The 16,624-nt window shown below is 28.9% G+C and carries 15 protein-coding genes; 5 read left to right on the forward strand and 10 right to left on the reverse strand.

Features of this window, described 5'->3' with window-relative positions; all coding sequences use genetic code 11:
- Window positions 1–268: 268 nt before the first annotated feature.
- The 5 genes from DIS07_RS13550 to DIS07_RS13570 all read right to left on the reverse strand — a co-directional run bounded on the left by DIS07_RS13550 (window position 269) and on the right by DIS07_RS13570 (window position 4,944).
- Window positions 269–2,710 (reverse strand): M1 family aminopeptidase, encoded by a 2,442-nt coding sequence (locus DIS07_RS13550; RefSeq protein ID WP_109405794.1) that lies wholly within the window; start codon window positions 2,708–2,710, stop codon window positions 269–271.
- A gap of 147 nt (window positions 2,711–2,857) precedes the next feature.
- Complete coding sequence (locus DIS07_RS13555; protein WP_109405795.1) at window positions 2,858–3,400, reverse strand: DUF4252 domain-containing protein; 543 nt, start codon at window positions 3,398–3,400, stop codon at window positions 2,858–2,860.
- A 57-nt stretch (window positions 3,401–3,457) separates the two neighbouring features.
- A complete protein-coding gene (locus tag DIS07_RS13560; protein WP_109405796.1) occupies window positions 3,458–3,976 on the reverse strand; it encodes a DUF4252 domain-containing protein in 519 nt (172 codons plus the stop codon).
- Between the two features lie 40 nt (window positions 3,977–4,016).
- Window positions 4,017–4,448, reverse strand: a complete 432-nt coding sequence (locus DIS07_RS13565; RefSeq protein WP_109405797.1) for a hypothetical protein — start codon at window positions 4,446–4,448, stop codon at window positions 4,017–4,019.
- Complete coding sequence (locus DIS07_RS13570) at window positions 4,435–4,944, reverse strand: RNA polymerase sigma factor (protein WP_109405798.1); 510 nt, start codon at window positions 4,942–4,944, stop codon at window positions 4,435–4,437. The genes DIS07_RS13565 and DIS07_RS13570 overlap by 14 nt, the downstream gene beginning before the upstream one ends.
- A gap of 157 nt (window positions 4,945–5,101) precedes the next feature.
- Between DIS07_RS13570 and DIS07_RS13575 the strand changes: the two genes are divergently transcribed.
- On the forward strand, window positions 5,102–6,568 hold the full coding sequence (locus DIS07_RS13575) for a S41 family peptidase (protein ID WP_109405799.1): 1,467 nt from the start codon (window positions 5,102–5,104) through the stop codon (window positions 6,566–6,568).
- Between the two features lie 53 nt (window positions 6,569–6,621).
- Here DIS07_RS13575 and DIS07_RS13580 read toward each other — a convergent pair whose 3' ends face one another.
- Both DIS07_RS13580 and DIS07_RS13585 read right to left on the reverse strand, forming a co-directional pair.
- Window positions 6,622–7,521 (reverse strand): DUF72 domain-containing protein, encoded by a 900-nt coding sequence (locus DIS07_RS13580; protein WP_109405800.1) that lies wholly within the window; start codon window positions 7,519–7,521, stop codon window positions 6,622–6,624.
- Between the two features lie 55 nt (window positions 7,522–7,576).
- Complete coding sequence (locus DIS07_RS13585) at window positions 7,577–8,497, reverse strand: patatin-like phospholipase family protein (protein WP_109405801.1); 921 nt, start codon at window positions 8,495–8,497, stop codon at window positions 7,577–7,579.
- Window positions 8,498–8,544: 47 nt separating this feature from the next.
- Here DIS07_RS13585 and DIS07_RS13590 point away from each other — a divergent pair, with 47 nt between their 5' ends.
- From DIS07_RS13590 to pepT, 3 genes are read left to right on the forward strand one after another with little or no spacing between them, the layout of a single operon-like run.
- Window positions 8,545–9,591, forward strand: a complete 1,047-nt coding sequence (locus DIS07_RS13590) for a WD40/YVTN/BNR-like repeat-containing protein (protein WP_109405802.1) — start codon at window positions 8,545–8,547, stop codon at window positions 9,589–9,591.
- A 47-nt stretch (window positions 9,592–9,638) separates the two neighbouring features.
- A complete protein-coding gene (locus tag DIS07_RS13595; protein WP_109405803.1) occupies window positions 9,639–10,145 on the forward strand; it encodes a hypothetical protein in 507 nt (168 codons plus the stop codon).
- The gene (gene pepT, locus DIS07_RS13600; protein ID WP_109405804.1) at window positions 10,145–11,386 is read left to right on the forward strand and encodes a peptidase T; all 1,242 of its coding nucleotides are present in this window, start codon (window positions 10,145–10,147) and stop codon (window positions 11,384–11,386) included. The genes DIS07_RS13595 and pepT overlap by 1 nt, the downstream gene beginning before the upstream one ends.
- A gap of 146 nt (window positions 11,387–11,532) precedes the next feature.
- On the opposite strand, the gene DIS07_RS13605 is transcribed toward pepT, so the two are convergent.
- Entirely contained in the window at window positions 11,533–12,072 is a 540-nt protein-coding gene (locus DIS07_RS13605) for a 1-acyl-sn-glycerol-3-phosphate acyltransferase (RefSeq protein ID WP_109405805.1), read from the reverse strand.
- A 90-nt stretch (window positions 12,073–12,162) separates the two neighbouring features.
- Here DIS07_RS13605 and rmuC point away from each other — a divergent pair, with 90 nt between their 5' ends.
- Window positions 12,163–13,485: a DNA recombination protein RmuC gene (rmuC, locus tag DIS07_RS13610; protein ID WP_109405806.1), complete on the forward strand. Its 1,323-nt coding sequence runs from the start codon at window positions 12,163–12,165 to the stop codon at window positions 13,483–13,485.
- On the opposite strand, the gene DIS07_RS13615 is transcribed toward rmuC, so the two are convergent.
- Together DIS07_RS13615 and DIS07_RS13620 are read right to left on the reverse strand one after the other, a co-directional pair.
- Window positions 13,482–14,657 (reverse strand): M14 family metallopeptidase, encoded by a 1,176-nt coding sequence (locus tag DIS07_RS13615; RefSeq protein ID WP_109405807.1) that lies wholly within the window; start codon window positions 14,655–14,657, stop codon window positions 13,482–13,484. The genes rmuC and DIS07_RS13615 overlap by 4 nt on opposite strands.
- The gene (locus tag DIS07_RS13620) at window positions 14,654–16,543 is read right to left on the reverse strand and encodes a CBS domain-containing protein (protein WP_109405808.1); all 1,890 of its coding nucleotides are present in this window, start codon (window positions 16,541–16,543) and stop codon (window positions 14,654–14,656) included. Before DIS07_RS13620 ends, DIS07_RS13615 begins: the two co-directional genes overlap by 4 nt.
- Window positions 16,544–16,624: the final 81 nt, after the last annotated feature.

Raw genomic sequence — 16,624 nt, forward strand, 5'->3', positions numbered from 1 at the left:
GCTAATAAAAAGGCAAGAAGCAGCAAAAAATAGAAAAGCCGCGTTAAAATACGAGCTTAAAAAAAGAAAAGAAAACCTGATCAAAGAAAAATATACTCAAAATTTAAAATTTCCTAAAATTTCTAATTTAGAAATGACAGCTTTGAAGAAAGAAATTAGGAAAAAGCACAAGAAAGATAAAATTAAAAATAACGTTATAAACCTAATCATATTTATTATAATTATAAGTCTATTCTATTACTTTTTTGCTTTTAAAAAGTGGTAAATCCTACAACAACTTCGCCATGGCTTCTTTAATAATAGCTATATTTCTTACTTTATTTGTTAGGTTCTTAGTTTTTTGATCTTGCACCATTCTTCTCATTAAATTAATCACCACTTTATCAAAATTAAACGATTTAAACTGATTTCCTTTAACCACCATATCATCTACTAAATTTTGGATAGCTTCTGTATTGTTGCTCTCAGAAATTAATGTAAATGCTTTTTGGTATATGTTTTTTGAAGCATCATCATTAGATAAAAACATCCCAGACAAAACACTCTTTGCAATAAAAGGTAACTCGTTTTGGTCTTTTTCTTCAATAAAAATTCTTGTTAATGGTGTTGCTAGTATTTTTCTAACTTCATCAGGTAAAGTTTTAGATTTAGCAATTGCCAACTGTTTGTTCACATAATACATAGCCACCAATGCTTTACCAAGAACAGAATACGATTTACTTTGTAAGGCTTTTTCAAAAATTGATTGTAATTCTGGGTCTGTAAGTTTTCCCAAAGTCTCTATTGCAGCAGCTTGCACTAATGTCTTTTTATCATTATTGGCAATTAGCATAATCTTTTGAATTACATTTTTTTTCGAGAATTTATTAATTAAATCTACATTTTGTAAAGCTAAGATTCTAATCTTATAAGAAGGGTCATCCATAGCATTAACAACAGCATTAAAGACTATTTTATCGTCTTGTTTTTTTATCACTTCTAGCAATGCTTCTCTTCTGTGTATATAGTTTGTTGCATTTTTTAATTGAAAAACATATTCGCTCAAGACCTTATTTTCATTAACTTCACACAATAAAACACCATCAGCATTGATTTGAATTAAAGCTGGCTGCTTTGTATATGGGAATGTAAATGAAGCATCTCTTCCATTAACAAAAACAGTATGTCTGGTTCTTTTACCGTTTTCAAAAATATCTAATGTTAATGGAAATTTAAAAGCATTAGATTGCGTTTGCAATATATTAACGGTTACTTTTTTCTGAATCGTATTGTAATCATAAGAGATATCAATTTTAGGATGTCCAGCTCCATAATACCATTGGTTAAAAAACCAATTTAAGTCTTTACCTGTTATTCTTTCGAAGATTAAACGCAATTGATGTACTTCTGCCGTTTTGTATTTAAACTCTGTTAAATAGGTTTTTAACCCCTCAAAAAAAGCTGTATCTCCCAAATAATGACGCAACATATGCAATATAGCTCCACCTTTGTTATAGCTCACTAAATCGAACATATCTTCTTTATCAGTGTAATTAAAACGGACTAGATGTTTGTCAAAGTTTTGTCCGTTTTTATAGGCACTTACATCATCAAACAAATGCATATCTGCATTCATTTTACCATATTTATATTCTCGCCATAGATACTCGCTATAATTTGCAAAAGATTCGTTTAATGTTAAATTAGACCAACTTTCAGTAGTAACTAAATCACCAAACCAATGGTGAAATAATTCGTGAGCAATTGTGTTTTCTTGGACATTTTCATCTATTAATTGCCCAGGAGTTTGATAAGCTTTTTCGCCATGAATTACAGCTGTTGTGTTTTCCATAGCTCCAGAAACATAATCTCTACCTACGATCTGGCTGTATTTATTCCAAGGATATTCAACTCCTAAAAGCGTAGAGAAAAACTCCATCATTTCTGGAGTTAAGCCAAAAATATCTTTTGCATAAGGCGCATATTCTTTTTCTACGTAGTAATTAATTGGAATATTTTTATAGTTATCCTTTATAATTTCATACTCACCAATTCCCATAAAAAATAAATAAGGAGCGTGTTTCTGATCCATTCTCCAATAATCAGTTCTATTACTTCCTTTTTCTGTTTGATTGATTAATTTTCCGTTAGAAAGTGTTTTAAACTTTTTAGGAACCGTAATGTAAATTTCTTGAGTAGTTTTTTGATTTGGAGCATCTATAGTTGGAAACCAGCAACTACTTGCCTCTGTTTCTCCTTGTGTCCAAATTTGAGTTGGTTTATTTTTATCTAAACCATCCGAATTAATAAAATATAACCCTTTAGCTTCTGTAATTGCTGCACTTCCTTTTTGATGTACTTTTTCTGGTTGTGCTGTATATTTTATATAGATGGTAAATTCTTCGTTTCTTTTGTAAAGTATAGGTAAATCTATAATTAGTTTTGAATTATCGTAAACATACTTTAACTTTTTATTATTTAAAGAAATTTGATGAATTAGCATCGCTTTAGCATCTAAAGTAATTTTATTGGCTGCATAAAAATGTGGTTTTGCTGTTACCCATGCTTCACCATTCATAGTCTTCTCGCTAAAGCTAAAATCGACTTTTAACTTGGTATGTACTAAATCGTGTATCTTTTCTTTTTCTGCCTTATATAAATCTGAAGCTTGAGAAAAACTCATCAAACTAATCGTCATTAAAAGAAAAAACATCGCTTTTTTAATCATCATAAATTGCATTTTCATAAGCTTCAAAAGTAATAAATATTAAGGTTTTACCTGTTAATGCTTGGTTAAATTCAAAAAGCATACCAACTTAAACACAAAAAAGCTGCAATCTCTAAAGAAATTACAGCTTTTATCAAATGACTATGGAATCTATTTGCTATTAAAAATCGCTTTAAATTGACCTAAATTGATGTCATCTGCATCTACTTTGATATTATTCATCATTTCAATAATTTTTGCAGGATTCATATTATCTCCTAACAATCTTGCAACACCTACTCCTGCCTTATCATTATAACCAAATGCAATAACTTCATCTATAGAATCAGTATTACCGGTATAATATAATTTTATATTCATTCCTTTAACCTTCATACTCATAAGACTCTTATAGTCTTTATTGTCTTTAAAAATACTTTTCAATTTATCTTTTTCGACTTGGTATGTCGTTTCGTTTCCTTTTATAGGTAAGGCAACAACATTTACTTTGCGAATACTTTTTAAAGTAGCTTTTACTTCATCAGAAACATCATCAGATTTTAATTGTAAAAAGCTTGTAGGAATATCAACAGTTATAAAACCTGTTTTTTCTTGACTTTCTACTAAATATCCTTGTAGTGATTTTTCATTTTTACATGAAGTAATCATCAATACTAGTAATAAAAGTGAAAGTATTTTTGTGATTTTTCTCATTATTATATTTTTTGGTTGAATGTGAAGTCAGATTGTTTAATCTGACTTCACATTAAATTATTTATTCTTTTTTTCTTTGGAAAAAGTATCTGCTAAATCTGATAATTTATTGATATCTATATTACCCGTTAAAGAAACAATTACTGACTCTGAGGCTTTATTTGTTTTTTTGCTAATGCCCTTTACAAACATTAATACTTCACTTACATAATCTTTGTTTTTACCAGTTTTCATATAAATTTTTACTCGAGAATCATCTTGTTTTACTCGCATAAATTCAGTTAAATTGTGTTTTTTGATGGCTGTTTTTACCATAGCATCCATTTTATCTGCAATTACTGGATTATCTGTAGAGAAAACTTTTAACTCTTTTAATTCTTGAATCATTTCAAAAACTTCCATTGTCTCATTTCCTTCTACCTTTATGTTTTTGAATTTAGATAACATTTCGAAAGCATCTTTGGTTACTACAACCACATCTACTCCATCCATATCTTCTAAAGTATCAAAAAAAGACTGTGCGCTGGTTACCAACGGTGTAACTACTAACGCTATTAATATTGCTATTTTTTTCATAATTTCTCTGTTTACTTGGTTTTACTAATTTTTACTTGGTTTATTTTAATATCTTATTTACTGTGTTTTCATAAGTATATAAAGTTGCTACTGCTTGCTCTCCTTTTTTAAGGTTAGTAGAGAGTAACATTAATCCTTTACTTACTTGTGCATAAATTTTTTCTGCTTCTCTTTCTTGCGCTTTATTATAAATTGTTTTTCCAATATACACGCTAAATAATAACATTACAGATGCTGCAACAGACAACCATTTTAAGTTTCTCTTTTTAGATTTCTTTGGTTCTAACTGAATGGTTTTTGTATAAGTTTCATCTTTGGTAGTAGTAAAATAATTAAACATGTATTCATATTCTTGCAAGTGTGGTGCAACTTTACCTCCTGTAAAATAGTTTCTTAAGGTAGTTTCTTCTTGCAAAGAAGTTTCTGCATTTAAATATTTTTCTACTAATTTTTCTATGTTAGCTAACTCCATAGTTGTGTTTTTTAATTAATGCTTCTCTTATTGTTTTTCTTGCTCTAGAAAGTGCAACTCTTACTGCAGTTGGTTTCATATCTACCATTTTACAGATTTCTTCCATTTCATATTGTTCGACATCTCTAAGTTGAATAATAATCTTTTGTTGCTCTGGTAAGCTTTCTATCAATTGGTGTACTTGGTTTACACTGTCTCGATGTTCCACTTTTTTATCTAAAGATGTTTCTTTTTCTTTATAATTACTGTGTACTAATGTTAAATTACTTGCTTGTTTACTTTTTAAGCGATCAAAACAATAATTTTTAGTCATTGTCATTGCAAATGCTTCGACATTTTTATAATCAGCTATTTTCTCTTTACTTCTCCATAATTTAAAATACAATTCTTGTGTAGCATCTTCGGCTTCTTCAGTAGAAACTAAAAGTCTTTTTGCTAAACGAAAGACCTTGTCTTTAAATGGTAAAACAACTTTTAAAAAGTCTGATTGATTCATTCTATTTGGTTAATTTTGATGGTAAACTACTAATTTTAATTATTTTTTATCAGGTTTACATCATTACGACGACATACTATTTAATTTGTTACAACAAGTTCTAAAAATAATACGAATTCTCTTTATATTGCGTTCAATATAATATAATGTTTATACTATGAAGTTACATCTTTTTAATAAATACTTAATACTAATTTTAACGATAGCAACTTTAAACAGTTGTACTAAATCTGAGTCTATTCCGCAAGAACTTGAAGTTCACGATTTTATTTGGAAAGGTTTAAATGCATACTATTTATGGCAAAGTGATATACCAGATTTACAAGACAACCGCTTTAGTAATCAAAGTCAATTAAATGATTATTTAACGGGATTTTCATCACCAGAACAATTATTTGAAAGTTTGTTAAATAGACCAACAGATCGATTTTCTGTTATTGTTGATGACTATATCGCTCTAGAAAACGCTTTTCAAGGAATCACTTTAAATAGTGGCATGGAATTTGGCCTAGTGCAATATAGTAATGGTTCTGAAAGTATTTTTGGTTATGTTAGGTATGTATTGCCTTCTTCAGATGCTGAAACCAAAGGGGTTAGCAGAGGAATGATTTTTAATACTGTAGATAACACCCAACTAACTACAACAAATTTTAGAGCTTTATTATTTGGCAATAACACTAATTTTACAATCGGACTTTCTAATTATAATAACGGAAACCCTACTACTAATGGAAATACAATTACACTATCTAAGACTCAGCTCCAAGAAAACCCTGTAGCTTTAAAAAAAGTATTTAATGAAGGTGCTAAAAAAATTGGATACTTAATGTACAACCAATTTTCTAGTTCTTTTGACGGGCAACTAAATGCAGCTTTTTCAGAATTTAAATCTCAAGGAGTTACAGATTTAGTAATAGATTTAAGATACAATAGCGGTGGCTCTGTTAAAACAGCTACACATTTAGGAAGTATGATTACTGGTCAATTTACTGGACAGCTTTATTCAAAAGAATCTTGGAATGAAAAGGTACAAAAAGCCATAACTGCAGATAGATTTATCAATAATTTTACAAATCAAATTAGAAATACAGATAGAAATGGGAATGTTATTTTAGAAGAAGCTATTCAGAGCCTTAATTTAACAAAAGTGTATTTTATTGTTAGTAGTAGTTCTGCTTCTGCATCAGAATTGGTCATAAACTCCCTTAGGTCTTATATAGATGTTGCTTTAGTTGGTGACACCACAAGAGGAAAACAAGAAGGTTCTATAACGCTTTATGATTCTGATAACCTGACCAGAACAGGCGATAATTTAAATCCAAATCATACCTATGCAATGCAACCTTTAGTCTTAGAAATTGTAAATGCTGATGATAAAAGTGAGCGAAATGGTTTTACTCCGGGAACCACTTTACCAGGAGTACTATTAAAAGAAGATTATAATAACTTAGGGGTTTTAGGACAAAAATCTGATCCTTTATTAGATAGAATGATTACTTATATTATATCTGGTAATAAAGGGCTTTACAAACAACAATCTTTTGAGAATAGAAATATAGAAATATTTAATTCAAAATTAGGAAGCCCTACAAAAGATAACATGTATGTTGATTTAAAAAGATAAAACAAACACTAGTCAAAAAAAAAATAACCCAACTTTTAAAGTTGGGTTATTCTTTACAATAAACTTATTTGACTGTCTGAACTAGAGACACTATTAGGAATTCTCAAATTTAAATCAAATTCTGAATTTAAATTTTTGATAAAATGCGCTGCTAATAAGGGTGATTCTTTTTCTAAATTCTGATGAATAAAAAAATGAACATTCTGCAAACCTAATGAAACCCATTCGTTTAGCTTATTAACCCAGTCGTCTAATCTATCGTAATCAGTTGGATGATTTGCACCAACATACCTTACAAATGCTTCATTGTTTGTCAATCGCATATGCATCATATCTCTTCTACCAGCGGTATCAACTAATACATTGGCCACATTATATTCTTCTAATAATTGATAAAAGTCTTCTGCAATAGCTTTATCTGAAAACCAATCTTTATGCCTTACTTCAACTGCCAAAGGAGTGTTTTTTGGCCAACTTTCTACAAAATTTTGTAGTTTATCAAAGTTTTTAGGACCAAAATTAGCATGTAATTGCAAAAAGATAGTCCCTAATTTTTCTTGTAGATTACTAAAATTATAAAGATAAGAATTCACTACTTCCGCTACTCCATTCAAACGTTTCCAATGACTAATTTCTTGACCTAATTTTGGAAAAAACTTAAATTTATCTGGTGTTTTTGAGTACCATTTTTCGAATTGTTGTGCTGGAAAATTTCGATAAAAAGTAGCATTGAGTTCAATAGAATTAAATTGTTTAGAATAATATTCCAATTCATCTTTTGTTCCTCTAGGATAGAATCCTTTTAAATCTGCTCTATTCCATTTAGCACAACCAATAAAAACATTTATTTTTTCTGGTTTTTTAAACCCATTAAATAAAGTAATGGTGTCTTTATGAGTTTTAGGTAATGTAAAGTCTATTTTATCTGGGTTATCTACCTTTCCAAATTTCATTATTTTAATTTAAAACATTGAATATCAATTATTTTTGTCATTACTATTTTATTATTTAATCCAGTACATCTGGCCTAAACTCACTCATTAATTCCTCTCGCTTAGATTTTGCATATTTATAACCTGATTTCCACCATTTTCGCATCAGTTTTTCATCAAAAATTAAAGAATTTGTGGTTAAAACTGTTGGAGTATAGTATAAATTTAATTTAATGTCTTTATTGTTTGCTGCTAGTTTACCAATAGTAATATTATGCCTTTCTACGTGAGTTAACATAAAATCAAAAACATCAAACAGTAAAGAAAATGGGTTTTTAGCAGGTAATTTATTAAATTGAGTTACTTCTGTTTCCAAAATAATAGCATCTATTTCTGTAGCACCTCTTAAAATAGCTTCACGAATTGGCACTAATGAGCCAAATCCACCATCAGCATATTGCTGTCTATTTTTTTCTAATAAACTCATAAAAGGCACATAATTACAAGACCCCCAAATCCAATCACAAAAGTCTTCATAAGTACACTCATTACTAGACTTGTATTCAATCTGATTTGCAGTAAGGTTTGAAACAGTAACAACAACTTCTTTGTTACTAACCCTAATCCTCTCGTACATTTCTTTAGTAATGTTATTATTGATTAAGGTCCTTAAATTTTTACTTTCACCAAAGGTTTTTCTACCATTTAAAAAGTTCCAAAAAGTGTTTAAGTGTCTTATACTAATAACTTTTTCTCCTGCTACCCTTTTAATTTTAAAAGGATTATTACTAAAAATTGTTTTCTGATTTACATGAGTATATAAGTGCTTTAGCTCATCTAACATATCTAATGCCAAATGCGAAACCATTAAACTTCCTGTAGAAGTACCTAAAAACAAATCGTATTCTTTACGCTCTTTTTTCATTAAATATTGCGCAACACCACCTGCAAACGCTCCTTTGCTACCTCCACCCGAAATTACCAATGCTTTTTTCATTTTCTAGAGAATGATTTGTTTATTTTAGTCGTATAAAAATATCAAAAATGAAAAGAATAATTGTAATTATTTTTGTTTTCCTTTCTTTTATAGCTTGCAACAAAGAATATCTCCCTAGAAACATTGAAAGTATTACTATTCAAAAGTTTAAAATAGATAGCACTAGTATAAGAGCAATACAAATTGTAAATGAAAATGAAGTAATTTATGCAGGTTCTAATGGTGATATTGGTATAATAAGTGATTCTCCAAAAAATACATTATCTAAAATTTCTATTCAATATCAAGATTCTATTTCTCCAAACTTTAGAAGTGTAGCTTCTAACGGAAAAGCTATTTTTGCCTTATCTATTGGTAATCCTGCACTATTATACAAGGTTAAAAATGGAAAAATTGCGTTAGTTTATAAAGAAGTACATGAAAAAGTTTTTTATGATGCTATGAAATTCTTTGAAGATAATATTCACGGAATTGCAGTTGGAGATCCCACAGAAGATTGTCCTTCTATTTTATTAACTAAAAATGCAGGTGAAACTTGGGAAAAAGTTTCTTGTGATATTCTACCAAAATTTGATGATGGTGAAGCTTTTTTTGCAGCAAGTAATACCAATATAAAAACCATCGGAAACACTGTTTGGCTTGCCTCTGGTGGAAAAAAAACACGAATTTTAAAATCTACTGATTACGGTAGAACATGGACAATTTATAACACTCCTATCGTTCAAGGAAATGGACCTCAGGGGATTTATTCAATTGATTTTGCTGATAAAAAGAATGGCATTGTAATGGGGGGAAATTACTCAAAACCTAATGCAAATAAAGCAAATAAAGCAATTACTAAAGATGGAGGAAAAACATGGACTATTGTTTCAGATGGATTAAATCCAAATTATAAAAGTTGCGTGCAATATGTTCCTAACACTAATGGAAAAGAAGTTTTTACAGTCGGAAAAACTGGGGTTTCTTTTTCTAACGATAGCGGTAATACATGGACTGATATCTCTAAAGAAAGTTATTATACCATTCAATTTGTAGATAGAAAAACAGCTTGGTTAAGCGGAAATAATAAAATCGGTAAACTAGTATTAGAATAATGAAAAAAAGGTATTTATTCTTGTTATTGTTAATATTTCTTTCTTGTATGAAACAATCTGAATTAGGTAAAGAGTTACAATGCAAATCATTTAATTTTGACAATTTAGAGCTTGTAAAAGATGTAGAAAATAAGTTTTCGATTGCTATTCCTAAAAATTGGAAAACAAATTTATACCAAGACAATTTACAATCTTCAATTTTTTTTGCTGATACTACAAAACAGCTTACAGCAACCTTTTTAGTTGATGTAAGTTTTATCAAAAATAACCTTGAGATAAATGACTTATTCAAACTAAAAATTGAACAAGAAAATTTGAAAAAAAAACTTATCCAAATAAATTCAAAAGAGTTAATTTTTTTAGAAAAACCAACTTATATCCTTATTTCTAAAGGCATAAAATCTGATTATTTATATCAAAAATTACAAGCTTTCATCAAAATAGATAAAAATCATTTTATTTTAGCTAAAGCAGAAGTTTACGGAGATTCTTTAACACAAAACCGTTTGTGTAAAGCTATTTCTTTAATCGAAAAAATAAAAATTATTCAATAATGATTGATAAACAACATATTACCGACCGTTTTATAAAATATATTACTATAGATACTGAATCAGACCCAAATAATCCTGCTTTTCCAAGTACAGAAAAGCAATGGGATTTAGCCAAGGTTTTGGCAGAAGAACTCAAACAAATAGGAATGCAAGAGGTCGATTTAGATAAAAATTGTTACATCATGGCTACTTTACCCAGTAATTTAGATTACGAAGTACCAACAATTGGTTTTATAGCACATATTGATACAAGTCCTGATTTTACTGGAGCAAATGTAAAACCAAAAATTATCAAAAATTATCAAGGAAATGATATCATATTAAATAAAGAAAAAAATATTGTACTCTCGCCTGATTATTTTGAAGATTTATTACAATACAAAGGTCAGACTTTAATCACTACAGACGGAACAACACTTTTGGGTGCAGATGATAAAGCTGGAGTTACAGAAATTGTATCTGCTATGGAATATTTAATCCAACATCCAGAAATTAAACACGGAAAAATACGAATTTGTTTTACTCCAGATGAAGAAGTTGGTAAAGGAGCCCATTTATTTAATGTTGAAAAATTTGGATCTGAATGGGCATACACAATGGATGGAAGTCAGATTGGTGAATTAGAATACGAAAATTTTAATGCAGCATCAGCAAAAGTTACTGTTACTGGTAAAATCGTTCATCCTGGTTATGCCAAAGGAAAAATGATTAATTCTATGCTAATTGCAAACGAATATGTAGCTTCTCTACCCACAGAGGAAACTCCCGAAAATACAGAGGGTTACGAAGGTTTTTTTCACTTACATGATATTCAAGGTAATGTTGAGCAAACTATTTTAGAATATATTATTAGAGATCATGATTTAGATTTATTTGAAAAAAGAAAAAAATTAATGCAAAGAATTGCAGACGATTTTAACGAAGAATTCAATCAAGAGTTAATTCATATAGATATAAAAAATCAATATTTTAATATGAAAGAGAAAATCACTCCAGTAATGCATATTATTGATATAGCCGAAGAAGTAATGCTAGAAAATAATATAAAACCTTTAATTAAACCTATTCGAGGAGGAACTGATGGGTCTCAATTATCTTATAAAGGGTTACCTTGTCCTAATATTTTTGCTGGTGGTCATAATTTTCATGGACGGTTCGAGTATGTCCCGGTAGAATCTATGCTAAAAGCAACTGAAGTTATTGTTGGGATTGCTGAAAAAATAGCTAATAAATATGCATAAAAAAAGTCTTCAGAGACCTGAAGACTTATTTATCATAGCTTATGCTATTATAGTAAACTCATTAATAATAAAGCCCCTAATCTCTATTAAGAAATATTGTCTACTATGCAAACGTACTAAAATTTATTTTATTTTCACTATAAATGTTAAAATAATTCTGGGTTTTTTCCTTTTACATGCTTAAAAAAATCATAAAACACTTCAAAATCTTTCTCCATATCACCTGTAATATAGTAAGGTTCAGAGATTTTAACTCTTTTATTTCCAAAATCTAAAGTTGCCATTACAATGGGTACATTTGCCCCTTTTGCAATATAATAAAAACCCGTTTTCCATTTTTCGACCTTTTTTCTTGTACCTTCTGGAGACAACCCCAAACGAAATTCATCTCTAGAATTAAAAATATTTACAACAGCATCTACCAAGTTATTGCTTTTAGATCTATCTACTGGTGTACCTCCTAACATACTAAACACAAATCCAAAAGGTGATTTAAACAAAGAGTCTTTACCAATAAAATGAATCATTGTACCTAAGCTCATTCTTGTTAAAATTGCAATTGGAAAATCTACCCAACTAGTATGTGGTGCTGCAATAACAACATATTTTTTGAGCGATTTTGGAAAATTATTTTCAATCTTCCACCCTAAAAGTGTAAATAAAATGAATTTAGAGATCGTTTTCATTAATAAATTTAAGAATTGTTCACAAAATCCATAACATATGGTTTTCTATTGTGTTTTAAAGTGATAAATTTAAGCACTTAAATTGATATAATGACAGAATTGATTACATACTTTATTCTCGCGATTGTTTTTGCTGCCATAGGTTTTTATATTGGCAAAATGCTTAGTAAGTTATCTTCAGAAAAAGTGAAAGCTACTTTAGAAGAACGTGCTTCTTTATTACAACAGTCAAAAGAAATTGTGGATGATAATTTGATTGAGCTGCAAAAAGAGGTGAAATTCAATCAACAAGAAAAAGAACAATTAATTACTCGAAATACTAGATTAGAATCAGAATTAAAGAATTTACAACAAAAGTTAGATGATAATAAAAGTGAAGTAGAAAAACTACAAGACAAGTTCAGTAAAGAATTCGAAAACTTAGCAAATAAAATTTTAGAAGAAAAATCAACTAAATTTACTGAACAAAACAAGGAAAACTTAAAGACAATTTTAAATCCTCTTCAAGAGAAAATAAAGGTTTTTGAAGAAAAAGTAGATAAAACTCACAAAGAAAGTATAGATTATCACGCAGCTTTAAGACAACAGATTTTAGGTTTAAAAGAGTTGAACCAGCAAATGAGTAAAGAAACAATAAACCTTACCAAAGCCTTAAAAGGAGATAATAAAATGCAAGGAAACTGGGGTGAATTGGTTTTAGAACGTGTTTTAGAAAAGTCTGGTTTAGAAAAAGATAGAGAATATTTCGTACAACAAAGTTTTACTAATGATGAAGGTAAACGTGTAATGCCAGATGTTGTAATTCATTTACCTGATAATAAAAAAATGATTGTTGACTCTAAGGTTTCTTTAGTGGCGTATGAACAATTAGTAAATGAAGATGATGAAACATTAAGAGAACAGTTTTTAAAAGATCATGTTTCATCACTTAAACGACATGTAGAGCAATTATCAGAAAAAAAATACGAAGACATTTACAAGATAGAATCGCCTGATTTTGTTTTGTTATTTGTTCCTATAGAACCGGCTTTTGCTATCGCTCTAAATGCTGATAATCACTTGTATAATAAAGCTTTCGAAAAAAATATAGTTATTGTAACTCCTTCTACTTTATTAGCGACACTGCGTACTATAGATTCGATGTGGAATAACGAAAAACAACAAAGAAATGCAATTGAAATTGCAAGACAAGCAGGTGCATTGTATGATAAATTTGATGGTTTATTAAAAGATTTAGTTGGAATTGGAAAACGTATTGATGATAGTAAAAAAGAATACTCTAATGCTATGAATAAGCTTTTTGACGGAAGAGGAAACTTAATTAACAGTGTTGAAAAGCTTAAAAAAATGGGGGCTAAAGCAAAAAAATCAATACCAGAAAATATTATAGATAGAGCAAGTCAAGAAGATTAAAGGAATTCATTTACTTTTCTGTCTCTTTTTATAAAATGTAGTTTTCCTCGTTTTAATACTTTTTTTCTATAACCAAACAAATGAAATATTTCTGTTGCTAAAAATTGTGCTGTTTTAGGGTTTACAATTAGCGTATATGGTTTTTTCTTATGTGAAGTAACACCTGGTAATAGTTTTAAAAAGTGGTGAAAATGAACTTTTCTTAAGAAACGAGAAGTATTCAACCAAAATTTAGATATTTTGGAAATAATAAAATAACCATCGTCTCCTTTTTGTTGATATAAGGGCATAAATATTTTACCCTCAAAATCAGAAATGAGTTTTTTTCCATTAGAATATGCTAACACATCATTTTTCTCTATTTCCTGAAAATTTTTATAACCAGCTACCATTTTAAAATCTTCGAAAGGCTTAATTGTATATTTGAAATCTATTTTATAAAAATCTTGATTTTCAATAAACATAGATAACGAGTGTTTATAGAATCGATGTTTTTTTACATGTCTTTTTTTTATACATTTTGCTGCCACCAAAGCTAACCAGAGAAATGCTATACAATTATCAACCGAAACTTCTTTTTGATGTTGACCAGCTTCAAAACCCAAAGCAACATGACCAAATTCGTTAATATATGTTAGTAATGGGCCATCTAAAAACTCTTCTATTCCTAAAATTGTTGGAATTGAAAAATTAGAAGAATATCTTCTATTGTCTAAAGAATCACTTATCGTTATAAAAGGCTGAGTATCTGCAGAAGTAGTATGTAAGTCTAAAAAATAAAAAGGGCCTTTATCTGTTTCTAAAATTTTTTTTAAAATGTGATAAATTTCTTTTTGCTCTGATGATTCTTCATCCAAATCATTTTCTAAATGTAATTTCAGAATTTGTTCTTTTGTCCAAATTCGATTTAAATCTACATTTTGAAAACGTACATTTTTAGATATTGCATTAATATTTCCAGAGATTCCGTAGAAATTTCCTTTAAAGGGTATTTTTTCTGATGCTATTGTTTTAAAAACCTTTAACAGCGCATTAACTCCTGCTCTTTCATTTCCGTGAATACCACCAATAGCAATAACCGTTGGAGATTCCTTTGTTCCTATAATTTTCCCTAAAACTCTCTGAACAGAAATTTTTTGGTTAAAAGATTCAATTTCTATTTGATTTATCATTTACTTTTCTTGATTTTCTCAATTCTTTCTAAATCACTTTTTGTAAAAATCCCCACTAATTTTTTATCATTTAAGACAATTACTGAAGTATTATCTGTGGTTTCTATCAATTCTTTTATTTTCTTATATGACGTTTCTGATTCTACAATATCATAATTAGTGGTCATAATATTTTTAGCTACTTTATTCTGAATTTTCTTTGAAGTAAAATCTAAATTATCTAACTGTTTTTTCTCTAAAACACCTACCACAAAATTGTTTTTATCAACTACGGGAATATGATGAATATTTTTCCATTTCATTATTTTATAGGCTAATTGTAACAAGTCATTTTCATGAACAACAAATAACCCAGTAGACATTATTTTATAAACTTTATCATATTTTTTTGAAATATCATTTTCATGAACATCAATTGATTCCCATTCTGATATAGGAATATTTAGTTGTTGGTTTTTATAAATATGCTCCGTTAAAATCACATGAGATTCATATTTAGAAACTTCTTTTCTCAATTTTCTTTTATTTCTGATTAACCATTTGCTTCCCGTAGTACTTTTATCAATTCTTTTTTGAATAATATTCAAATAATAATCAATTTCACCCTCATCTACATTCGATTTTAACAAACCTTCTTTAGCCATAGGAATTAAAATATTTTCTAATAATTTTTTAGCAGAAATACCTTTACCAAACCAAGAAAAATAAGTGTTTATTCCTGTTCTTGCCGCATTAATAAAATTTCCTTTTGCATCATAAAAGGGCATTTTTCGCCAAATTTTCTCATATTGTCTTGGCATTCCCTGCATCACTCCTACCCACAACATAGCATTTGCAATTTCATCTTTTACACTTGGTCCAGAAGGAATATATCTATTTTCTATTCTTAAATGTGCAACATTTTGATGCACTCCATAACACAATCTATTCCATTTATATAAAGTACCATTGTGTAAGTTTAGCGCTTTTAATTTCGGCATTATCCCTTTTTTTATAGCGGTAACAGAATCCTCATCAAATTCTGATGAAACTATTGGAGGGTATCTTGAAATATCATCTGTAAATAATTCTAAAATAGAATCTTTAACCCAATCAGTGCCAAATGATACACGAGGTTTTTGTTCTCTTGAAAAATGTGAAACATTACGTAAGTCTATACTTTGTTGAAATAAGGCAATTCTAGTTTCGCTCCACAACTCTCTTCCTAAAAGTAAAGGCGAATTTGTCATTATAGACAATAAAGGTCCTGCTATGGCTTGAGACCAGTTGTATTTATCTATGGCTTCTTCTGGGCTAATTTGCAAATGCACTTGAAAACTAGTATTACAAGCTTCAAATAAAATAGATTTGTGCTTTAATATAAGCTCATCAACACCTTGAATGTGCAATTTAAAATCATCTCCTCTAATTTTTTTGATAACATTGTTTAAAGTTTTGTAACGTTTATAGGGGGTTACGTTTTTAAAAACTAAATCTTTTTTTCTAAGAGTTGGTAAAATTCCTGTTAGTATTAGTTTATTGTTATCTGTAGCTTCTGCAACTCTATACCCCTTATTTAAAAGCGAAGTAAGTTGTTTTTCAATCTCAGAAAAACATTTTTTTTCTAACTTATAAGGGTTTAGATTAATTTCTAAATTAAAAAGTGCTAATTCTGTTGTGTAGTGATCATCATTAATTTTATCAAGAATTTTTAACGCATTTGTAGAGGGTCTATAATCTTTATCTACAATGCAAATTTCTTGTTCTGCACCCACTCTTTGAACTCCAGTTTCAAACAAGTTATTTTGAATCATATACTCAAAAGCTTCGATATCATTTAGCAAATGACGAACAAAGTTTTTTCTTTCTTTTTGGGTTTTTATTGCAGTAACTGATTGTGATCCCATAATGAACGTATTGTATCACAACGAAGTACGCAAAAAAACTAGATTTTAAATATGATATTTATCAGTACAAAAAAAGCATCA

Origin of the sequence: Polaribacter aquimarinus, assembly GCF_003129485.1 — a bacterium.
In the GTDB taxonomy this organism is placed as follows: domain Bacteria; phylum Bacteroidota; class Bacteroidia; order Flavobacteriales; family Flavobacteriaceae; genus Polaribacter; species Polaribacter aquimarinus.

What these genes read in the sequence shown, in the direction of transcription:
- DIS07_RS13585 (WP_109405801.1), bottom strand. Translation starts at nt 8,497, where the DNA reads ATGAAAAAAGCATTGGTAATTTCGGGTGGAGGTAGCAAAGGAGCGTTT.
- rmuC (WP_109405806.1), top strand. Translation starts at nt 12,163, where the DNA reads ATGACAGAATTGATTACATACTTTATTCTCGCGATTGTTTTTGCTGCC.
- DIS07_RS13565 (WP_109405797.1), bottom strand. Translation starts at nt 4,448, where the DNA reads ATGGAGTTAGCTAACATAGAAAAATTAGTAGAAAAATATTTAAATGCA.
- pepT (WP_109405804.1), top strand. Translation starts at nt 10,145, where the DNA reads ATGATTGATAAACAACATATTACCGACCGTTTTATAAAATATATTACT.
- DIS07_RS13620 (WP_109405808.1), bottom strand. Translation starts at nt 16,543, where the DNA reads ATGGGATCACAATCAGTTACTGCAATAAAAACCCAAAAAGAAAGAAAA.
- DIS07_RS13605 (WP_109405805.1), bottom strand. Translation starts at nt 12,072, where the DNA reads ATGAAAACGATCTCTAAATTCATTTTATTTACACTTTTAGGGTGGAAG.
- DIS07_RS13575 (WP_109405799.1), top strand. Translation starts at nt 5,102, where the DNA reads ATGAAGTTACATCTTTTTAATAAATACTTAATACTAATTTTAACGATA.
- DIS07_RS13615 (WP_109405807.1), bottom strand. Translation starts at nt 14,657, where the DNA reads ATGATAAATCAAATAGAAATTGAATCTTTTAACCAAAAAATTTCTGTT.
- DIS07_RS13590 (WP_109405802.1), top strand. Translation starts at nt 8,545, where the DNA reads ATGAAAAGAATAATTGTAATTATTTTTGTTTTCCTTTCTTTTATAGCT.
- DIS07_RS13570 (WP_109405798.1), bottom strand. Translation starts at nt 4,944, where the DNA reads ATGAATCAATCAGACTTTTTAAAAGTTGTTTTACCATTTAAAGACAAG.
- DIS07_RS13560 (WP_109405796.1), bottom strand. Translation starts at nt 3,976, where the DNA reads ATGAAAAAAATAGCAATATTAATAGCGTTAGTAGTTACACCGTTGGTA.
- DIS07_RS13580 (WP_109405800.1), bottom strand. Translation starts at nt 7,521, where the DNA reads ATGAAATTTGGAAAGGTAGATAACCCAGATAAAATAGACTTTACATTA.
- DIS07_RS13555 (WP_109405795.1), bottom strand. Translation starts at nt 3,400, where the DNA reads ATGAGAAAAATCACAAAAATACTTTCACTTTTATTACTAGTATTGATG.
- DIS07_RS13595 (WP_109405803.1), top strand. Translation starts at nt 9,639, where the DNA reads ATGAAACAATCTGAATTAGGTAAAGAGTTACAATGCAAATCATTTAAT.
- DIS07_RS13550 (WP_109405794.1), bottom strand. Translation starts at nt 2,710, where the DNA reads ATGATGATTAAAAAAGCGATGTTTTTTCTTTTAATGACGATTAGTTTG.